Origin of the sequence: Marinovum sp. (assembly GCF_048263515.1) — a bacterium.
Classification (GTDB): Bacteria; Pseudomonadota; Alphaproteobacteria; order Rhodobacterales; family Rhodobacteraceae; genus Marinovum.
On the sequence record NZ_JBLXEC010000001.1, the window covers coordinates 409796 to 428092 of the forward strand.

Sequence of the window (18297 nt, forward strand, 5' to 3'; positions counted from 1 at the left end):
GCATGAAGTTCACCTGGAACGGCGCCAGCATCGCGGCGCGGCCCGGCGACAGCATTGCCGCCGCCTTGATGGCGGCCGGCGTGCGCAGGCTGGGCTCGGGATGCACCGGGCAGGACAGGGCGATGTTCTGTGGCATGGGCGTGTGCCAGGATTGCGCAGTCCGGGTTGACGGACAGGTCGGGCAACTGGCCTGCATGACCAAGGTCAGGCCGGACATGGACGTTCGGACGCAGGATGATCTGACAAGCGCGCCTGCGCATTGGGATGGCAATGCCGCGCCGCCGCGTGCGTTGACGGTGGACGCCGTGGTGATCGGTGCGGGGCCGGCCGGTCTGCGCGCTGCGCTGCTTTTGGCCAAGAGCGGGGCAATAGTGCTGGTTCTGGATGAGCGTGATGCCGCGGGCGGGCAGTATTTCAAACCGCGCAGCGATGGCTTCCGGCATGAAATCCCGAAAGACGGGCAACACCGCGCCGGTGATGCGCTGCGCGCCGCCGTCGTGGCGGCGGGGGTCGAGGTCATCCTCGGCCAGACGGTTTGGCATGCGCGTGGAGGCAAGGATTTCACCTTGCGGGCGCATGGCCCGGAGGGCGATCTGTCGGTGACTGCGCGCGCCGTTCTTCTGGCGACCGGTGGCTACGAGATGCCGGCGGTGGTTCCGGGGTGGACCGGGTCCAATGTGCTGAGCATCGGCGCGGCGCAGACACTTGTGCGGCGCTATGGTGTTCTGCCGCCGGGGCCGGTTCTGGTGGCGGGCCATGGCCCGCTGGGCTGGCAGGTGGCGGATGAAATCCTGCGCATGGGCGGCAAGGTGGCCGCCGTGGTGGAACGCGCGCCGCTGCGCCGTGCCGGAGCTTTCCTGCGAACGGCCCTGCAATCGCCGGGGCTGATTGCGGCAGGGCTGGGCCAAAGGCTGCGCTTTGCGCGCGCCGGTGTGCCGGTATTGACCGGGTGGGACCTGGCCGAGATTTACGACGGGGGCGCGGTTGTGCAACCCGCCGCTGGCGGTGGCGCCAGCCGGCGGATCGAGGCACAAACCGTCTGCATCGGAGCCGGCTTCGCGCCGCAGATGGAGCTCGCTCGGTTGATGGGGGCCGAGCTGATCGCCGGGCCGGGCCACGGTTGGCCGGTCCCGCGGCGGGACAGGGACGGCGCCAGTTCGGTTCCCGGACTGTGGATTGCCGGCGACGCGGGTGGTCTGGGCGGTGCGCCCGCCGCCGAGGCGCAGGGCGCGCTGGCAGGTGCGGCCATCGCGCGTTTTCTGGGGTGCGACGCCCCCGCCGTTTCAACCGCGCCGCTTCGCCGCGCGCAACGGTTTCAATCCGCGCTTTGGGCGTTGTTCGACGCGCCGCCGCCGGGGAGGCCTGCCGACAGCGCCGTGGTCTGCCGTTGTGAGGCGGTCACGGCAGGCGAGCTGAGGCGCTGCATTGCGGACGGGGCCCGTGATCCCGGCGCCCTCAAACGCGAAACCCGCATGGGCATGGGGCGGTGCCAGGGGCGGTATTGTCTTCCCGTGGCGCTTCGGCTGCTGGCGGATGCAGGGGTGCCACAATCGCCCGAACGGCTTTTTGCGCCGCAACTCCCGGCCAAGCCGGTGCCGGTCTCGAAGCTGGGGATCGAAAAGCCGGAATGGGGCGGCCACCGCGAAAGCGCGCCGGCGGCCCGGCCCGGACCGCCGGCTGACACACCGCTGCATCAGGACAGCGCTGACCTTGTTGTCATTGGCGGCGGCATCACCGGCATTTCTGCCGCGCTTTTTTCCGGACGGCAGGGCGCAAAGGTCACGGTGCTGGAACGTGGTTGGCTCAATGCCGAGGCTTCGGGCGGCAACGCGGGGAGCCTGCATCTGCAACTTCTGTCCTGGGATTTCGGACAAAAGGCGGTGGGCGGCGGCGACCTGCAACTGCGGACCCTGCCGCTCCAGCAGGAATCCATCGCGCTGTGGAGCGAGCTCGAGCACCAGTTCGGCGCGGACTTCGAGATGGTCACCTCTGGCGGGCTGATGGTGGCGGAAACCGAAGCACAGATCCCCTTCCTCGAACAGAAAGCGCGTTCCGAAGCTCGGGTCGGCATCACGACCGAGATCATCGGCCCCGACCGCCTGCGCCAGATCGCGCCGGAGATTTCCCCGCGCATGGTTGCCGCGGCCTGGTGCCCCGGCGAGGGCAAGATCAATCCGCTTGCGGCCTCGCGGGCCCTGGTTGCGGCGGCAAAGGCCCAAGGCGTGTGTTTCGAAGAGCAGACACCTGTGACGGGCATGGCCCGCGTCGGGGATGGCTATGAGATCTCTACCCCGCGCGGAACGATCCATGCGCGGCGTGTCGTGATCGCGGCAGGGGGTTGGTCGTCGCAGCTGGGCCGGATGCTGGGGGCCGACATCCCGGTAAAGGGCGCGCCATTGCAGATGGTGGTGACAGAACGCACTGCGCCAGTGCTGCCCTGCCTTGTGGCCCATGCCGATCGACACCTGACGATGAAACAAACCCATGCCGGTACGATCCTGATCGGCGGTGCCTGGACGGCCGAGACCGGCCCGGCCGGGCAATCGCGGGTCCTGCCCGAAAGCCTTGAAGGCAACCTATGGGTGGCGGCGCGCACGGTGCCTGCGGTGGGCGGGCTGCGCGTGCTGCGCAGCTGGGCCGCGATGAACATCGACATCGACGGCGCGCCTCTGATCGGCCCGTTGCCGGGCCATCCCGGAATAACCGTCGCCGCAACCGCCAATGGCTATACGCTCGGGCCGCTGATGGGCCGCGAAGTGGCGCATGCGGCGCTGCATGGCACGCTGCGGCAAGATCTCTCTGCATTCTCATTCGACCGGTTCAACAGATGACGAAAGGCACATCATGACCAAGCTGAAAATCAAGGCAGGCCCCTACGAGTTTGACGCCGTTCTGGAGGAAGAGGCTGCGCCCCAGACCTGCGCCGTGTTCCGCGAAAAGCTGCCTTATAGCGGCCAGTTGGTGCACGTGCGCTGGAGTGGCGAAGGCGTGTGGATCCCGCTGGGCGACTTCGACTTTGGCGTCGGCTATGAAAACCACACCTCGCACCCCGCGCCGGGGCATATCATCCTCTATCCCGGCGGGATCTCCGAGACGGAAATCCTGTTGGCCTATGGCGGCGTCGATTTCTCGTCCAAGATGGGGCAGCTTGCAGGCAACCACTTTGTCACCATCACCAGCGGACAGGAACACCTGATGAAGCTGGGCAATCTGGTGCTCTGGGAAGGCGCGCAGGACATCCTGTTTGAATTGGCACCTGGCGCCTGAGGCGGGACCGGCGTTGAAAAGCCGGGCGCGGCGGCCTTTCTCCGAGGGCATGGGATATGCGCACACGTGGGTGATGCCTGATCAAGCGACTGTTTGGCCGGGGCGCAGGCCGCCGCAGCATGCACCCCTTGCAATGAGTTTCGGAAGGCGATTCCGGCTGTAGCGTCTGTGGCGTGGTATGACTGCAAAGCATGTCGGAGATCACGACAACCGGATCGCCATGGCGGCACTGCCGTGTGCGGAAGCTGGGCAATCTCCTGCAAGCTCGCGGTTTACAGGGGAATGCGTTCCACCTTTGCCTGAACGGCGGTATCCGGTTAGGATACCGTTGACTTCCGGAAGGGGCATCGCAAAGAGGGTTTCCCGGGCGGAGTTCTGGCTTTCATCCCGGGGCCACCACAGTTGAAAAGAATGACGACATGACGAAACAGCCGCCTTCCGCAGACCTCGCGCTGCCGCAGCGTCGAGGTACCTTGGCGGGTCAGGCTTACGATGCGATCTCAACGATGATCGAACAGCGCGAACTCACCGCTGGCAGCGTGATCGTGGAGCAGCAGATTGCCGATCTTCTGGGTATTTCCCGCACCCCGTTGCGCCATGCCTTGCAGCGACTGGAGGCACAGGGCGTGCTGGTCAAGTCCGCCAACCGTTCCTTCCAGGTGCGCAAGGTGGAGTTGAGCGAATACCTGCAAAGCCTGAAGGTCAGGGAGCTTCTGGAAGCCGAGGCCGCTGCGCTTTGCGTAGATCGGGTCGATCCCGCGGCAATCGCCCGGGCGCGTGAGACATTGCAGGCGGTGAAAGAGCAAAAGCCCTACGACATGCTGGCCCATTGGAGGTCGGATGACGAGGTGCACGGGCTGGTGATCGAAAACTGCGGCAACCGGGTCATGGCGAACATGCTTCATTCCCTGCGCGCCAGTACCAAGATGTTCGAGATTGACCGCCTTTCGGAACGGTTGGAACCCGACACCCGCCAGCACGAATCCATCCTCGACGCATTGGAGGCCCGCGATGCGCGGCTCGCGCGCAAGGCGATGGCAGGGCACATCCGGTCCCTGCGTCAGTTTGCCATTGAAACGGTGTCCTGATCATCCTGCCTAGGACGCGACTTTGAACAGCGCTGCGGGGGTCTTGCCGGTCATGCGGCGCAGCGCGTCGCGGGTCAGGCCGCAGCTTTCCAGCAGCAAGAGAAACTCTCGCAGCCCTTCGACTGGCGGCGGCAGGAGGAACACGCCGCAATCCCCTGAAAGCACCACCTGATCTGCCGGGGCCGACCGAATAAGGGCGACCATTTCGGGGGCGCTTACCGGGGGCACGGTGTTGCGCGCGGCGTCCACATGGGTCAGCCCGGTCTGGGTGGCATGGCTGGCAAAGAAGAACGAAAACTCCACATGCGCGCCCATCCCGGCCAGCGCGGTCACCGTGGCGGCGTCATAATGGCTGGCGGGCACCAGAATGCGGGTGACGCCACGTGCGCGCGCCGCATCGACCACGCGCAGCGCTTCCGCTGCGGAGAGGTGGCCGGTGTTCAGCACCACGTCGGCTTCGGCCACCAGGTCGAGGATCTCGGGCAGGGGATCGGGCAGGGGGCCGCTCTCCGGTATGGCGAGACAGCGCGCGACATGTTCCTCCGACCGGTTCTCCAACAGCGCGATGTGGCGGGTGTGATGGGTGGGCAGCGAGACAAAGCGCGCCCCGTCGCCCGGCGCGCCATAGCCCAGCTTCAGTGCGATGCGCACGGCTTCGGCGCTGATCCCGCCGGCCGGGGGTTCCATGATCAGCCCGCCGAAGACCTCGACGCCCAGATGCGCCAACTGACGGTTGGCCAGCGCGGCAAGGCCCGATGTGTTGGCGAAATTGTCCATCAGGCCTATGGCGCGCATGCCGGCGGCGGCGGCCATGCGGGTGGCCTCGAACACGTCGAGCGAGCGGTGATTGATGTGGGGGCAGGCGTGCACATGCCCGTCCACCGCACCCACCAGCAGGTCGGCGCCGGGCAGATGGGCGGGCAGGCCCTCAGTGGCGCAAGATTTTTCCGACGAAATCACGGGTTCTCTCCTTTTCGGGGGCATCAAAGATTTTTGCGGGCGCGCCCAGCTCGACCACCTTGCCATCGGCCATGAAGGCGACGCGCGCGCTGATTTCGCGGATGAAGCCCATTTCGTGGCTGACGATCAGCATGGTCATGCCGTCTTCGGCCAAGCCCCGGATGGTATCGAGAACCTCGCTGACCAACTCGGGGTCAAGCGCGGCAGTCACCTCGTCCAGCAGAAGGATCTCAGGCTTCAGGCACAGGCCGCGCGCGATCGCGACGCGTTGTTGCTGGCCACCGGAGAGCTGATCGGGGTAGCTGTCCATCTTGTCGGCCAGACCGACCTTGGCCAGAAGATGCTCGGCCTCCGGGCGCACCTCCTTGGGCTTGCGCCCGCGCACCTTGGTGGGCGCGATCATCACGTTTTCCAGCACGGTCAGGTTCTGGAACAGGTTGTATTGCTGAAACACGATGGCCGCGCGGTCGCGCAATCGCCGGATCTCGGCCGGTTTGTCAAAGTTGATCGGCGCGCCACCGACGCGGACCACGCCGGCATCCGGTTTGAGCAGGCCGGTCAAGACCCGCAGGATCGTGCTCTTGCCAGACCCGGAGGGGCCGATCAGGCCGACGGTTTCGCCCGAGCCGACCGAGATGTCGATCCCGTCGAGCACCCGCAACTTTCCATAGGCGGCGCTGATGTTATCGAGTTCGAGATGAGCCAAGTTTTTTCTCCAGTTTCGCGCCGAGGCGGGACAGGGGGTAGGACAGCATGAAGTACGCCACGAGGATCACGCCAAAGGACACGCCGGCGGAAAAGCCGCGGTTGTTGAAGACCTTGCCGACATAGGTGAGCTCGATCACCCCGATCTGCGAGGCCAGCGCGCTGTCCTTGATGAAGAGGATGAAGAAGCCGAAGGCCGGCGGCAGGATCACTGTCCAGGCCTGCGGCAGCACCACGTAGCGGATGGTTTGCAGCAGGGTGAAATTCATCGTCTCGGCGGCGTGCCACTGGTTGGAATGCACCGATTGCAGCCCGGCGCGCACGATCTCCGCCAGAAAGGCGGTGCCGATCAGCACGACGGTCACGCAGCCCACAGTGAAGGTCGAGACATCAAGCCCGCTGAACTGAAATATGAAGAAACACAGCATCAGCGTGACAAGAAAGGGCACCCGGCGGAAGAATTCGGTGAACACCAGCGCCAGCGCCCGCAGGGGCAGGGTGAGCGGCCCGGTGGTCAGCCGCGCCACGGCCAGCGCGGTGCCGAAAAGACCGCCAAGGATGCAGCCAAGGGCAGAGAGCGCGAAGGTGGTTCCCATGCCCTTGAGCAGGAATATCACGTTGTAATAGGTAAGGAGTTCGGCCAGTTCGCTCATCACACCACCCTCATTTTCGCGCGAAAGGCAAAGCGGCCGAAAAGCGCCAGCAGGACCGAGGCGACCAGCGTGACCACCACGTAGATCACCGCCACGATCGAGAAGACCTCAAGCGAGCGAAAGGTTTCGCTGTTGATGTTGAAGGCGCGGCCGGTCAATTCCTCGACCCCGAAGATCGCCGCCATCGAGGTGCCAAGCGTCATCAGGATGTAGTGGTTGGACAGCGGCGGAAACAGCACCTTGGCCACATGCGGCAGGATCACGTAGCGGATCTGCTGCCAGCGGGAAAAGCCCAGCACTTCGGCGGCTTCCATCTCGCTTTGGCGACGGCTTTCGAAACCGGCGCGCTGGATCTCGGTCAGGTAGGCGCCGGCATTCAGCGTCATGCCCAGCAGCACTGCCATGTAGGAGCTGAGGAAGATGCCCATGTCCGGCAGGGCGAAATAGAGGAAGTAGATTTGCACCAGCTGCGGCGTGTTGACGAAGAACACCACGTAGGCATTGACCCCGTGTCGCATCCAGCCACCGCCGAATGTCTTGACTGCGGCACAGGCGGTGCCGATCAACATGCCGCCGCAAAAGGCGAGAAAGGCGATCTGCAGGCTGAGCCACGCGCCCTTCAGGAGATAGGGGAGGTAGGGCCAGACCTGGCCGTACTGGAAAGTATAGTCCATCGATTACCCGTATGTGCCAGTCCGAAGGCAAGGCCCCCGCGGCACAGCCGGCGGGGACCCTGATTGCGCTGGGAGAGAATTCAGAACCAGGGCGACATCTCGACGTCGCGGATCATCGGGCGTTCGAACCACTTGACCCAGAGATCGTCGACCACACCATCGCGGTGCAGTTCAAAGATCGCCACGTTGAGCCAGTCTTTCAGGCCGGTGCTGCCCTTGGCGACGCCGAGTGCGCAGTAGTAGATGTCGACCGGGGTCTCGACGACCTTCCACGCGACGTCATGCTTGTTCATGTGTTCGCCGACGAAATCCACCACGTCGAGCATCGCGTCGCCGCGACCCTGGGCCAGTGCGCGGATCACGTCAGGGTAGTTGTCGAGCAGCAGCACCTCGGCCTCGGGCAGGTTTTCCTCGATGAACTTTACCGGGGTGGAGCCACGCACCTGCACCATCGTCACGTCGGAGGTGTTCAATTCTTTCCAGTCGCTGTACCCCTTCTCCTCGGTGGTCAGCACGCCGAAGACCTCGGTATGCACGGGCAGGGTGAAGTCGATCACCTTGGCGCGCTCGGGGTTGCGGGTCATGGCACCCATGACAATGTCGATCTTGCCGCTGGCGACAAAGGGGATGCGGTCGGGCGATCCGACCTGAACGACTTCGAGCTCGACGCCCAGCATGTCGGCGATCTTTTGCGAGAAATCGACGTCGAAGCCTGCGATCTGGTTTGTGTCGTCATAGATGCCGAGCGGCGGCAGTGTCGGGTTCACACCGACCTTGAGCGTGCCTGAGGACAGGATTTCATCCAGCGACCGGGCCTCCGCCGTGCCGGGCAGAAGCATGGATGCAGAGAGAAGTGCGCCCACCCCGGCGACCATCGCGCGCTTGAAAAAAGTCATCATGAGTCAGTGTTCCCTGTTTTTGTTTGACGGTGCAGCAAACTCTATTGTTCACTCTGCACTCAGCCTGTATACAAAACTCATACAAGTAAACAACTTTCTTGAGACATGCTGGGACGGGCGCTTTCAAAGATGATGGAAAATAAGGCAATTCAGATGGTTGTAGACGGAAAACCAGTCGATTGCGTGGCCGGCCAGACAGTGGCGGGGGCGCTTCTGGCGCGGGGCATCTACCGGTTTCGCGTCTCTCCGGATGCGGGCACGCCGCGCGGGCCTTTCTGCATGATGGGCGCCTGTCAGGAATGCGCGATCGAGATCGACGGGGTGATTCGCCGCGCCTGCCAGACGCCGGTGGCGACGGGCATGGTGTTGCGTCTGCGCGGCGCGGGGGCTGCGGAATGAACGCATCGCATGACGTGATTGTCATCGGCGCGGGGCCGGCGGGTGGCGAGGCGGCGCTGGCGGCGTCGGACGCAGGATTGCGGGTGGCGCTGATCGACGAAGGCCCGGCGCCGGGCGGTCAGGTCTGGCGCGCGCCGCGCACCGTGCAGGCGCAGGTGGCCGCCGCAACCGATGCCGATGGCCGACAGGGCCAAGCGCTGCGAAAGCGGCTGCGGGAGTCGTCGGTCGATCTTCTGGCCGGGGCCGAGGTCTGGGATGCCGGCCCGGGGTTCTTGGTGCAGTGCCTTGCAGAGCAGGGCAACCGCGAGTTGCAGGCACCGCGCCTGATCCTGGCCACCGGTGCGATCGAGCGGGTGCTGCCCTTTCCGGGGTGGACGACCCCGGGCGTCTTTGGTCTGGCCGCGGCGACTGCGATCATGAAGGCGGAAAAGATCCTGCCGGGCAAGGAGATCGTGATCGCCGGACAGGGGCCGCTGCTGATTGCTGTTGCGGCCAAGGCGCTTGAGCTGGGTCTGCGTCCGCGCGCGATTGTCGACCGCGCAGGTCGGGGCGATTGGCTGCGTGCGGCGTCGGGCTTCGTCGCCCTGCCCATGATGCTGACGCGTGGCGCGCAGTGGATGGCGCGGCTGGCGGCGGCACGGGTTCCGATCCTGCGGCAGAGCGCGATCGTGGCCGCAGGGGGCGATCCGGTACTGGGTCGCGTCACGGTGCGGCATCTGCCAAGCGGCCGCCAAACCGAAATTGCCGCAGATACGCTCTATATCGGCAACGGGCTGACCCCGGCGGACGAGTTGCACCGGCTTCTTGGTGCGGCACAAACCCGTGACCGGCTGCGCGGCGGGTATCGCACTGAGGTTGACCCCGATCAACGGACCTCGGTGCCGGGGCTGTACGCGGCGGGCGATGGCGCGGGGGTGCATGGCGCATTGCCTTCGGTCTATCAGGGGCAGATTGCCGGGCTCGCGGCGGCGCGCGATCATGGCGCCCTGAGCGCAGAAGCTTTCGCGGCACGTTCCCGGTCTGCACGCCGTCGCCTGACGCGGGCCCGGCGCTTTGCCGATGCCTCGTGCCGGCTGATGGCCTTTCCCGAGGATGATCTGGCGCACATGCCGTCGGACTGTGTTGTGTGCCGGTGCGAGGACGTGCGGCGTTCGGACATCGATGCGGCGGTGGCCGCTGGCGCCGCCGACATGAACCAGCTCAAGCATTTCACGCGCCTTGGCATGGGGCCGTGCCAGGGCCGGATGTGCGGATTGAACGCCGCCGGGATCCTGGCGCTTGAGGGTGACCTGCGGTTCACGCCCCGCGCACCCGTGCGCCCGGTCAGCATGGACCGGCTGATCGGCGAGTTCGATTATTCCGACATTCCCGTTCCGAAACCTGCGCCGCTATGACCCAGATGGCTTTCGATCTGGCCGTCATCGGCGGCGGCATCCAAGGCGCGAGCGTGGCACTTTTCGCGGCGCGCGAAGGGATGCGCGTGGTGCTGTTCGATCAGGGCGCGCTGGCGCGGCAGGCTTCGGGGACGAACGCCGGCACGCTGACCATGCAGATGACCCGTGCGGCCTTGATCCCCTATGCGCTCAAGGCGCATGAGATGTGGGTCAAGGCACCGGAGTGGCTGGGCCACGACGTGGGCGTGGTGGCCTGCGACGGGCTGTCACTGGCCTTTACCGAGGCCGAGGAAGAGATCCTGTCGCAACGTGCCGAGGCGCGGAGCGCCGCCGGTGCGCCGATCCGGCTGGTCTCGCCGCAAGAGGCTGCCCGGATCGAGCCGGGGGTGAATCCTGCCATCCGCATGGCGAGCCATTGTTCGGTCGACGGCTATGCCAACGCCTATCTTACCGGGCTGGCCTATCGCCGGGCGCTGGTCGAGGCTGGGGTGGACCTGCGTGAATACACGCCCGTTTCCGGCGTTTCGCCCTTGGGGCATGGCTATGACATTCGGTCCGACCGGGGCGGTTTCGCGGCCAGTCAGGTGGTCCTGGCAGGCGGTGTCTGGATCGAGCCGATGCTGAAGTGGCTGGGGATCGACCTGCCGATCAAGACGCTGATCAACCAGCTTGCGGTGACCGAGCGCGCGGCGCCGGTGATGCGCACGGTGCTGGGGATTGCCAGCGGGCTCTTGTCGCTCAAACAATATCCGCATGGCACCGTGGTGATCGGCGGCGGTTGGCAGGGGGTGGGCGACCGTGCCAGCGGCACCCATCGTGCCACCGCCGCCAGCGCCGTGGGCAATGCGCTGCTCGCCGTGCATGCCATCCCGGCGCTGCGGCACAGTCGTATCGTCCGCATCTGGACCGGGTTCGAGGCGGAAACCGCCGATGCATTGCCCGCCGTCGGCCCGGTGCCGGGCCATCCCGGTGCCTGGGTGATCGGCTCGGTCCACTCGGGCTATACCAGCGCGCCCTACGTGGCCCGGTGCCTGACCCAGGCCATCCTGGGGCAAACCCCCGAGATGCCCCTTTTCCCCATCGACCGGCTTCTGCCCGGCCAAGGCTCCCTCAACGAAAGAGATCGCACGTGACAGATACCGCCGCACCGCTCGATGTTCCCGGCCTGACAGGCATTCATGCCGCCACCCTTTGCCCATTGACCCGCGACGGGGCCGTGTCGGAGGCAGAGCTGGCCGCCCACGCGGGGCGCATCGCGCGCGCCGAGGGGATTGGCGGGCTGCTGATCAACGGTCATGCAGGTGAGGGAGGGCTGATGTCGCCGGACGAGCGGCGGCGCGTGACCGAGGTGGTGCGCGCGGCGGTGCCCGCCGAGAGTTTCCTGACCGTGGGCGTGACCTCGGAATCCACTGCCGCCGCCACGCAAGAGGCCGAGGACGCCGCCCGTGCCGGGGCTGATGCGGTGCTGCTGTTTCCGCCCAATCACTGGGCGATGGGCGTAGATCCGGGCATCGTTGTTGAACATCACCGCGCCGTTGCGCAGGCCTGCGGCTTGCCAATTGTGCTCTACAAGGCGCCGTTGGGCTGGGGGCACCTGTCCTATGACGTCGACCTGCTGGCGCGGCTGTGCCAGATCGAGGCAGTCGCAGGGATCAAGGAAGGCGCCTGGGACGTCGCGGCCTACGAAGAGCTGCGGCGGCGGATCAAGGCAGAGCGTCCCGGCGTGTCGGTCATGGCCTCGGGCGATGAACACCTGTTTGCCTGCTACCAGATCGGCACCGATGGCAGCCAGGTCTCTCTCGCCGCCATCGTACCGGAGCTTGTCACCGGGCTCTTTGCTGCCTGCACCGCCGGAGACTGGGGCCGGGCACGGGACCTTCACGATGCGATCTATCCGCTGTCGCGCGAAATCTACCGTCGCGCGCCGGCCTATCTGGCCAACGCCCGGCTCAAGGCTGGCCTGCACCTGCAAGGCCATATCGCAAGCGACCGGATGAAACGTCCGATGCGGGAATTGGCCCCCGAAGAAATCGACCGCCTGCGCGCGGTCCTGGCACTTGCGTGCGAAAGGGCACAGGCATGAGACAGACTTTCGGTGAAACGCGCTCGGCATTTGCAAAGAAACATGCGGTCATCAGCCGAGACAGCCATGAACGGGTCACTTTGCCGCTTTGGCCCGGCTGTGCACTGGTTCACCTGATCACCCCGGCGCTCGGGGCCGAGTTCACCTTTTTCCTGGTTCGCACGCAGGAGGAGACGAGGATTGGCGCGGCAAGAGCGGATGTTGAACGGTTCGTGCTGCACCGCGCGGGCGGCGTGGCGATTGATCTGGATGGCGCTGGCCCCGAGGCTCTGCCGCATGAAGGCTATGCATTTCTGCCTGCGGGGTGCCAACATGCGCTGAAACTGGGGGCGGGGTCCGAAGTACTTGTTCTCGAACGGTGCTACAGGCCGATGGAGGGCACGCCGCCGCCAGCGCCCGTGGTGTCATCCATCCCGCAAGCCGCGGCGCAACCGATGAAGGGTGACGACCGCCTGATGCTGCAGAAACTGCTGCCTGACGGCGCAGGTTTCGACATGGAAATCAACGTAATGGATTTCGCCCCCGGGGCCAGCCTGCCCTATGTCGAGACCCATTTCATGGAACATGGGCTCATGCTGCTGGACGGCGGCGGGATCTATCGGCTTGAGGACGCCTGGTATCCGGTGGCCGCCGGTGATGCGATATGGATGGGCCCCTACTGCCCGCAGTGGTTCGGGGCCATCGGGCCGGGAAACGCACGCTATCTCATCTACAAGAACTGGAACCGCGAACCGCTGGGCTGACCTTCAGGTGAATTGCTCGAGCGAATAGGAAATGAGACTGCCGATGTGGGCATCGACCGCGCGTCGGGCCCAGTCGGCATCTTCGGCGTCAAGCGCATCAAGAATTTCCAGGTGCTGCGCATGGTCCGCCTCGACCCGTTGCCGGATATCCGCCACCTCGAAGAGCCGCGTGGTGACGCGCAGGCGTTCGATCACGCCGTACATCACCTGATTGCCGGAATGATATCCAAACAGCCGGTGCAGTTTGTCATCGCAGTTCCAATGCGCGCGGGTGTGTTCGCGGTCGTCCCGCGTACTGTGCAACGCCTCGATCTCCTGGCGCATCTCGGTCAGTTCGGCCTTTGGCACCCGGATCGCGGCCAGCGCTGCCGCTTCGGGTTCGATGATGCGCCGCATCTTCAGACTTTGCATATATTCGGTGAAATCCACCTGCCGCACCATAAAGGAGCGGCCGGCGTTTTTCTGAAGCATGCCTTCGCCTTCGAGCCGCAACAGCGCCTCGCGCAGCGGGGTCCGCGACACGCCCAGCGTTTCGGCAAGGCGCTCTTCCGTGATCACCTGTCCCCCGATCAGATCGCGATTGCGGATCATCTCGTTCAGGCGCTGGCGCACCTGCTCGGACAGGGCGCTGGTGCGCTTGCGCGGGGTGACATTGACCGGGTCGTTGATCTCTCGGCTCATGCGCGCCTCCTGCACCAAGACGGGGAACGGTCGAATTTACCGCGAAAGATATTGACCGTCACCGAGTTCTCCTTCCAATACGTCATCCCGAACCATGACCTTGCCGCGCAGCACCACGGTGGTGGGCCAGCCCGTCAGGGTCATGCCTTCATAAGGCGAATAATCTGCGCCGTCATGCAGGCTTTCGTGGGTCACGGTTCGGGTCAGTTCGGGATCCCAAATGGCAATGTCGGCATCCGAGCCCACTGCGATGGTGCCCTTTTGCGGGAAAAGCCCATAGGTCTTGGCGTGGTTGGTCGCGGTCAGGGCCACGAATTGTTGCAGATCGATGCGGCCCTTGCCGACGCCCTCGGAAAACAGGATCGGCAGCCGCGTCTCGACGCCGGGAATGCCGTTGGGAATGTAGCGGAAGTTCTTCGCCCCCTGCGGGTTCATCTTGCCGTCGGTGCCCGCGTAGCGGAACGGGCAGTGATCGGAGGAAAACAGGTCGAAGGTGCCGTCAGTCAGTCCTTCCCAGCAGGCGGCCTGTTCCTGGGTATTGCGCGGCGGCGGCGAGCAGACGAACTTGGCCCCTTCCCAGTCCATGCCGTCGAGGTCATCCTCGGTCAGCACGAGGTATTGCGGACAGGTTTCCGCCGTCACCTTCATGCCCCTTGCGCGGGCGCGGCGAATTTCCTCGATGGCGGCGGCATTCGACACATGCACGATAACGATCGGCAAATCGACGATCTCGGCCAGCGACAGCGCTCGGTGGGTGGCCTCGCGCTCGACCGGCACCGGGCGGGTGGTGGCATGGGCGCGGGGGAGGACATTGCCATTGGCCTCGTGCCGTTCGACCAGGTAGCGGATGGCATCCTCGTTTTCGCAATGGATCATCATTGTCGCACCGTGTTCGCGGGCCACGTCGAAGGTGGCGAGCAGCTCGGCATCGTTGAGGCGCAGGTTCTCGTAGGTCATGAAGACCTTGATCGAGGTGTAGCCATCCTTGATCGCCGCCGGCAATTGCTGGCCCAGCACACCGGGGCTGGGATTGGCGACGATCAGGTGAAAGGCAACATCGGTGTAAAGCTGGTTTTCGGCCAGCCCGTGATACCAGTTGATGGCGCTGCGCAGGTCGCCGTCGCGCTCTTGCAGGCAGAAAGGCATGATCGTCGTATTGCCGCCAAAAAGAGCCGAGCGCGTGCCGCTTTCGAAGTCGTCGGCCATGACGATGCCATCACCCGACGGCTGTGCGATATGCACGTGGCTGTCGATCCCGCCGGGAAGGACCAGGCGGCCCGAGGCGTCGATCACCTCGGTGGCTTCGCCGTCAAGTGTGCTGCCAATGGCGACGATCTTGCCGTCCTTGATGCCGACATCGGCCTGTCGGCTGTCGGTTTCGGTCACCACGGTGCCGGATTTCAGAAGTAGGTCAAATTGCATGGAGAGGGCCTCGGTTCATGTCCATCTCTCCATATACTATAAATAGACAGTTCGTATACAATTGATGCTGAATTTTTCGGGAGGCAGACGGAAATGCGCAAAAGTTGCGCAACGTCTGGCAAGTCATGCTCCGCCACATCCGACCTTGCCAGTAGAGAAAAGTCGGTGCGGGTGGATCGTGTACACAGACCCCATGGCGCAATCCTTTCATTTGGTAACTCATTAGTTTCTAATAGGAGTTGCACTTCAAGGTCGCGCGCGCCCCCACCTGATGGCCGGATGCGCACACCGCCATGTGCAAAATCCCGACAGCCCGGCAACCCTCCGACAGCCGCACACAGGACCCCGGACATATATCGGCGTTATGTTTGCAGGCCCTTTTGCGAAAACCGGAAAAATCCCGACAGTCTGTGCGTTTTCGCCGGGCCGATGGTGGGAGATGCTGGCATTTTACTCGGGTCTCCGACGCCCAAGTAGCCCTGCGGCCGGCCAGCGCGCCCGCACCAGACCAACAGCGTGCTGTTCGGGATATCGGCCCCCATGCGGGCGCAGATCTCGTTCTGGCGATACAGATGCGCTGATCGGGCTTTGCGCCAGACGGGGATGTTGGGACCATACCTTTCGTTGCAACCGATCAAGGAGATCAGAAATGGGATTTTTCGTTGGCCTCGAAATTTCCCTCGACGAGACACACATCTGCATTGTCGACGAGGGTGGCCGTATCATCAAGGTACAACGGCCCTTTGCGGTCAATTGACCGCGAGTGGTATCGCCGCGGTGCAGCCCGTCAAACCTGCCGTTCGCCCCGCGGGCTCGGATTTTCGGCGTGGCTGCGAACGCCGTTCAAGCTGCGCGGGGAGGGGGCTTTTGCGATTGGCACCAATCGTAGAGCCGACAAAAATGGTGGGGCCATTCCAAGCAGGCGTCGGCGCCGTCCTGATGAACAATGCGAGATCGACTCGTCGATCAAGGGAGCCCGATAGACCTGTTCGAGAAGAGCGCCGATCAAAATCGGAACACAGATTGATCGCCCGGCAAGCCCTTGCGCGTCCGAGGCCGCCTGCCGGATGTCTCGATGTGTCTCATCCTGTCTTACGATGAGACACAAAGCGCCCTCCGCGACAGCCCGGCCATACCCGGCGTTGCGTGAAACGACAGTGCTGAACAATCCTGACCTCAGAGCTTCATGCGGCAGACCCGCCGCAGCTACGGGAGGAGGAGGAGTTCATGTCACCAACACGCGACGAACAGCACTGGATGTATCGCAATATGGTCACGAGCCGCAGGTTCGAAGAGACCATCGCCAAGATCTATTTCGAAGGAAAGACGCCGGTCTTCAACATGGCCAACGGGCCGATCCCCGGCGAAATGCACCTGTCCGACGGACAGGAGCCAGTGGCGGTGGGGGTCTGTGCGCATCTTGCTCCCCATGACGTGGTCACGGCCACCCACCGCCCGCATCACCAGGCCATCGCCAAGGGCGTCGACCTCGACAAGATGGCGGCCGAGATCTTCGGCAAGGCGACCGGCCTCTCCGGCGGCCGTGGCGGTCACATGCACATCTTCGACCCGGACGTGAACTTCGCCTGTTCCGGCATCATCGCCCAGGGCATGGGCCCGGCGGTGGGCGCGGCGCTCAGCCGCAAGATGCAGGGAAAACCCGGCGTCGCTGTGGCCTTCCTCGGCGAAGGCGCGGTGAACCAAGGCGCCTGGCACGAGGCGATGAACCTCGCCGCCGTGTGGAAACTGCCCTTCGTCTGCGTGATCGAGGACAACGCCTGGGGCATCTCGGTCGCCAAGAGCACCGCCACCGCCATCGAGAACAATGCCGACCGTGCCGCCGCCTACGGCATCCCCGGCAAGCGGATCGAGGGCAATGACCCCTTCGCGATCTACGAGGCGGCGGGCGAGGCCATCGCGCGCGCCCGGGCCGGTGACGGCCCGACACTTCTGGAGGTCGAGACCTACCGCCTTGCCGGGCACTTCATGGGCGACGCAGAAGGTTATCGGCCTGAGGGCGAGAAGGACGCGCTTCTCGCCAAGGACCCGATCCCGAAGATGCGCCAGAGGATGCTGGACGAGGGCACGGCTACCGAGGCCGAGCTGGACCGGATCGAGGCGGAGGCGGCCGAGTGCGTGGACGCCGCCATCAAATATGCCCGCGACAGCGCGGACCCGGCGCCCGAAGACGCGCTGACCGCCGTTTTCGCAGCCTGAGGGAGGAAGACCAATGACGAAGAGCAACGAAAGAAAACTCACCATCGCCCGCGCCATGGCCGAGGCCACTGCGCAGGAAATGCGGATCGATCCCAATGTCTTCGTGATGGGCGAGGACATCGGGCCCCTCGGCGGTGTCTATGGCAACACCCGCGGGTTGATCGACGAATTCGGCGCCGAGCGCATCCGCGATACGCCGATCTCCGAGACGGCCTTCATCGGCGCCGCCGTGGGCGCGGCCATGGACGGCATGCGGCCGGTGGTCGAACTCATGTTCGTGGATTTCTTCGGCGTCTGCTTTGATGCGATCTACAACCTGATGGCCAAGAACATCTATTTCTCCGGCGGCAACGTGAAGGTGCCGATGGTGTTGATGACCTCGACCGGGGGCGGCTATTCCGACGGCGGCCAGCACTCACAATGCGTCTACGGCACCTTTGCGCATCTTCCGGGCATGAAGGTGGTTGCGCCCTCGAATGCCTATGACGCCAAGGGGTTGATGACCGCCGCCATGCGCGATGATTCACCAGTGGTCTACATGTACCACAAGGGCTTGCAGGGCATGGGTTGGCTCGGCACCGAAGCCGGCGCCACGGTGCATGTGCCCGAGGAAAGCTACACCGTCGAAATCGGCAAGGCCAAGGTCGTGCGGCAGGGCAAAGACGTCACCATCGTCAGCCTCGGCATGGGTGTGCATAACGCGCTAAAGGCGGCGAAGACGCTGGAGGCGCAGGGCGTCAGCGCAGAGGTCGTCGACCTCGTCAGCCTCGTGCCGCTCGACCGCGACACCATCCGCGCCAGCGTTGCCAAGACCGGCCGGCTGATCGTGGTGGATGAGGATTACATGTCCTATGGCGTCTCTGGCGAGATCATCGCCTCGGTCACCGAGCACAATATCTCGGCGCTCAAGGCCCCGCCCAAGCGTGTTGCCTTCCCGGATGTGCCGATCCCCTTTGCCCGGGTGATGGAGCAGCATTGCCTGCCCAACCCCGACAAGATCGTCGCCGCCTGGAACGAGATGGGCGCGCTTCAGCCCGCCTGACCCCAAACCCTCACGGAACCCACCATCACCGGGGGCGCGTCTCGCGTCCCCGAACAGAGAAGGACTGCCC

At 64.6% G+C, this 18297-nt stretch carries 17 protein-coding genes; 10 read left to right on the top strand and 7 right to left on the bottom strand.

Features of this window, described 5'->3' with window-relative positions:
- Window positions 1-2 precede the first annotated feature (2 nt).
- The 3 genes from ACN0SE_RS01940 to ACN0SE_RS01950 all read left to right on the top strand — a co-directional run bounded on the left by ACN0SE_RS01940 (window position 3) and on the right by ACN0SE_RS01950 (window position 4355).
- A complete protein-coding gene (locus tag ACN0SE_RS01940) occupies window positions 3-2831 on the top strand; it encodes an FAD-dependent oxidoreductase (RefSeq protein ID WP_417522785.1) in 2829 nt (942 codons plus the stop codon).
- A 13-nt stretch (window positions 2832-2844) separates the two neighbouring features.
- The gene (locus tag ACN0SE_RS01945; protein ID WP_417522786.1) at window positions 2845-3267 is read left to right on the top strand and encodes a DUF3830 family protein; all 423 of its coding nucleotides are present in this window, start codon (window positions 2845-2847) and stop codon (window positions 3265-3267) included.
- Between the two features lie 419 nt (window positions 3268-3686).
- Window positions 3687-4355, top strand: a complete 669-nt coding sequence (locus ACN0SE_RS01950; RefSeq protein WP_417522787.1) for a GntR family transcriptional regulator — start codon at window positions 3687-3689, stop codon at window positions 4353-4355.
- A 9-nt stretch (window positions 4356-4364) separates the two neighbouring features.
- On the opposite strand, the gene ACN0SE_RS01955 is transcribed toward ACN0SE_RS01950, so the two are convergent.
- The 5 genes from ACN0SE_RS01955 to ACN0SE_RS01975 all read right to left on the bottom strand — a co-directional run bounded on the left by ACN0SE_RS01955 (window position 4365) and on the right by ACN0SE_RS01975 (window position 8246).
- Window positions 4365-5315, bottom strand: a complete 951-nt coding sequence (locus tag ACN0SE_RS01955; protein ID WP_417522788.1) for a DUF6282 family protein — start codon at window positions 5313-5315, stop codon at window positions 4365-4367.
- A complete protein-coding gene (locus ACN0SE_RS01960; RefSeq protein ID WP_417522789.1) occupies window positions 5284-6021 on the bottom strand; it encodes an amino acid ABC transporter ATP-binding protein in 738 nt (245 codons plus the stop codon). The genes ACN0SE_RS01955 and ACN0SE_RS01960 overlap by 32 nt, the downstream gene beginning before the upstream one ends.
- The gene (locus ACN0SE_RS01965; RefSeq protein ID WP_417522790.1) at window positions 5999-6673 is read right to left on the bottom strand and encodes an amino acid ABC transporter permease; all 675 of its coding nucleotides are present in this window, start codon (window positions 6671-6673) and stop codon (window positions 5999-6001) included. The genes ACN0SE_RS01960 and ACN0SE_RS01965 overlap by 23 nt, the downstream gene beginning before the upstream one ends.
- A complete protein-coding gene (locus tag ACN0SE_RS01970; RefSeq protein WP_417522791.1) occupies window positions 6673-7347 on the bottom strand; it encodes an amino acid ABC transporter permease in 675 nt (224 codons plus the stop codon). Before ACN0SE_RS01970 ends, ACN0SE_RS01965 begins: the two co-directional genes overlap by 1 nt.
- Window positions 7348-7427: 80 nt before the next feature.
- Entirely contained in the window at window positions 7428-8246 is an 819-nt protein-coding gene (locus tag ACN0SE_RS01975; protein WP_417522792.1) for a transporter substrate-binding domain-containing protein, read from the bottom strand.
- Window positions 8247-8399: 153 nt separating this feature from the next.
- On the opposite strand from ACN0SE_RS01975, the gene ACN0SE_RS01980 reads away from it, so the two are divergent.
- Genes ACN0SE_RS01980 through allE form a run of 5 tightly spaced genes read left to right on the top strand, consistent with a single transcriptional unit; the run spans window position 8400 to window position 12865 of the window.
- Window positions 8400-8645, top strand: a complete 246-nt coding sequence (locus tag ACN0SE_RS01980) for a (2Fe-2S)-binding protein (RefSeq protein WP_417522793.1) — start codon at window positions 8400-8402, stop codon at window positions 8643-8645.
- Window positions 8642-10039 carry an FAD-dependent oxidoreductase gene (locus ACN0SE_RS01985; RefSeq protein WP_417522794.1) on the top strand — a complete coding sequence of 466 codons (1398 nt, stop codon included), beginning with the start codon at window positions 8642-8644 and terminating at the stop codon, window positions 10037-10039. Before ACN0SE_RS01980 ends, ACN0SE_RS01985 begins: the two co-directional genes overlap by 4 nt.
- Window positions 10036-11172 (top strand): NAD(P)/FAD-dependent oxidoreductase, encoded by a 1137-nt coding sequence (locus ACN0SE_RS01990; RefSeq protein WP_417522795.1) that lies wholly within the window; start codon window positions 10036-10038, stop codon window positions 11170-11172. Before ACN0SE_RS01985 ends, ACN0SE_RS01990 begins: the two co-directional genes overlap by 4 nt.
- Window positions 11169-12122, top strand: coding sequence for a dihydrodipicolinate synthase family protein (locus ACN0SE_RS01995; protein ID WP_417522796.1), 954 nt, complete (start codon window positions 11169-11171; stop codon window positions 12120-12122). Before ACN0SE_RS01990 ends, ACN0SE_RS01995 begins: the two co-directional genes overlap by 4 nt.
- Window positions 12119-12865 (top strand): (S)-ureidoglycine aminohydrolase, encoded by a 747-nt coding sequence (gene allE, locus ACN0SE_RS02000; protein ID WP_417522797.1) that lies wholly within the window; start codon window positions 12119-12121, stop codon window positions 12863-12865. Before ACN0SE_RS01995 ends, allE begins: the two co-directional genes overlap by 4 nt.
- 3 nt (window positions 12866-12868) lie before the next feature.
- On the opposite strand, the gene ACN0SE_RS02005 is transcribed toward allE, so the two are convergent.
- Together ACN0SE_RS02005 and hydA are read right to left on the bottom strand one after the other, a co-directional pair.
- Window positions 12869-13546: a GntR family transcriptional regulator gene (locus ACN0SE_RS02005; protein WP_417522798.1), complete on the bottom strand. Its 678-nt coding sequence runs from the start codon at window positions 13544-13546 to the stop codon at window positions 12869-12871.
- A 36-nt stretch (window positions 13547-13582) separates the two neighbouring features.
- On the bottom strand, window positions 13583-14968 hold the full coding sequence (gene hydA, locus ACN0SE_RS02010; protein ID WP_417522799.1) for a dihydropyrimidinase: 1386 nt from the start codon (window positions 14966-14968) through the stop codon (window positions 13583-13585).
- 1227 nt (window positions 14969-16195) lie between these two features.
- Between hydA and ACN0SE_RS02015 the strand changes: the two genes are divergently transcribed.
- A complete protein-coding gene (locus tag ACN0SE_RS02015) occupies window positions 16196-17185 on the top strand; it encodes a thiamine pyrophosphate-dependent dehydrogenase E1 component subunit alpha (protein WP_417522800.1) in 990 nt (329 codons plus the stop codon).
- A 13-nt stretch (window positions 17186-17198) separates the two neighbouring features.
- On the top strand, window positions 17199-18227 hold the full coding sequence (locus tag ACN0SE_RS02020) for an alpha-ketoacid dehydrogenase subunit beta (RefSeq protein WP_417522801.1): 1029 nt from the start codon (window positions 17199-17201) through the stop codon (window positions 18225-18227).
- Window positions 18228-18297 lie beyond the last annotated feature (70 nt).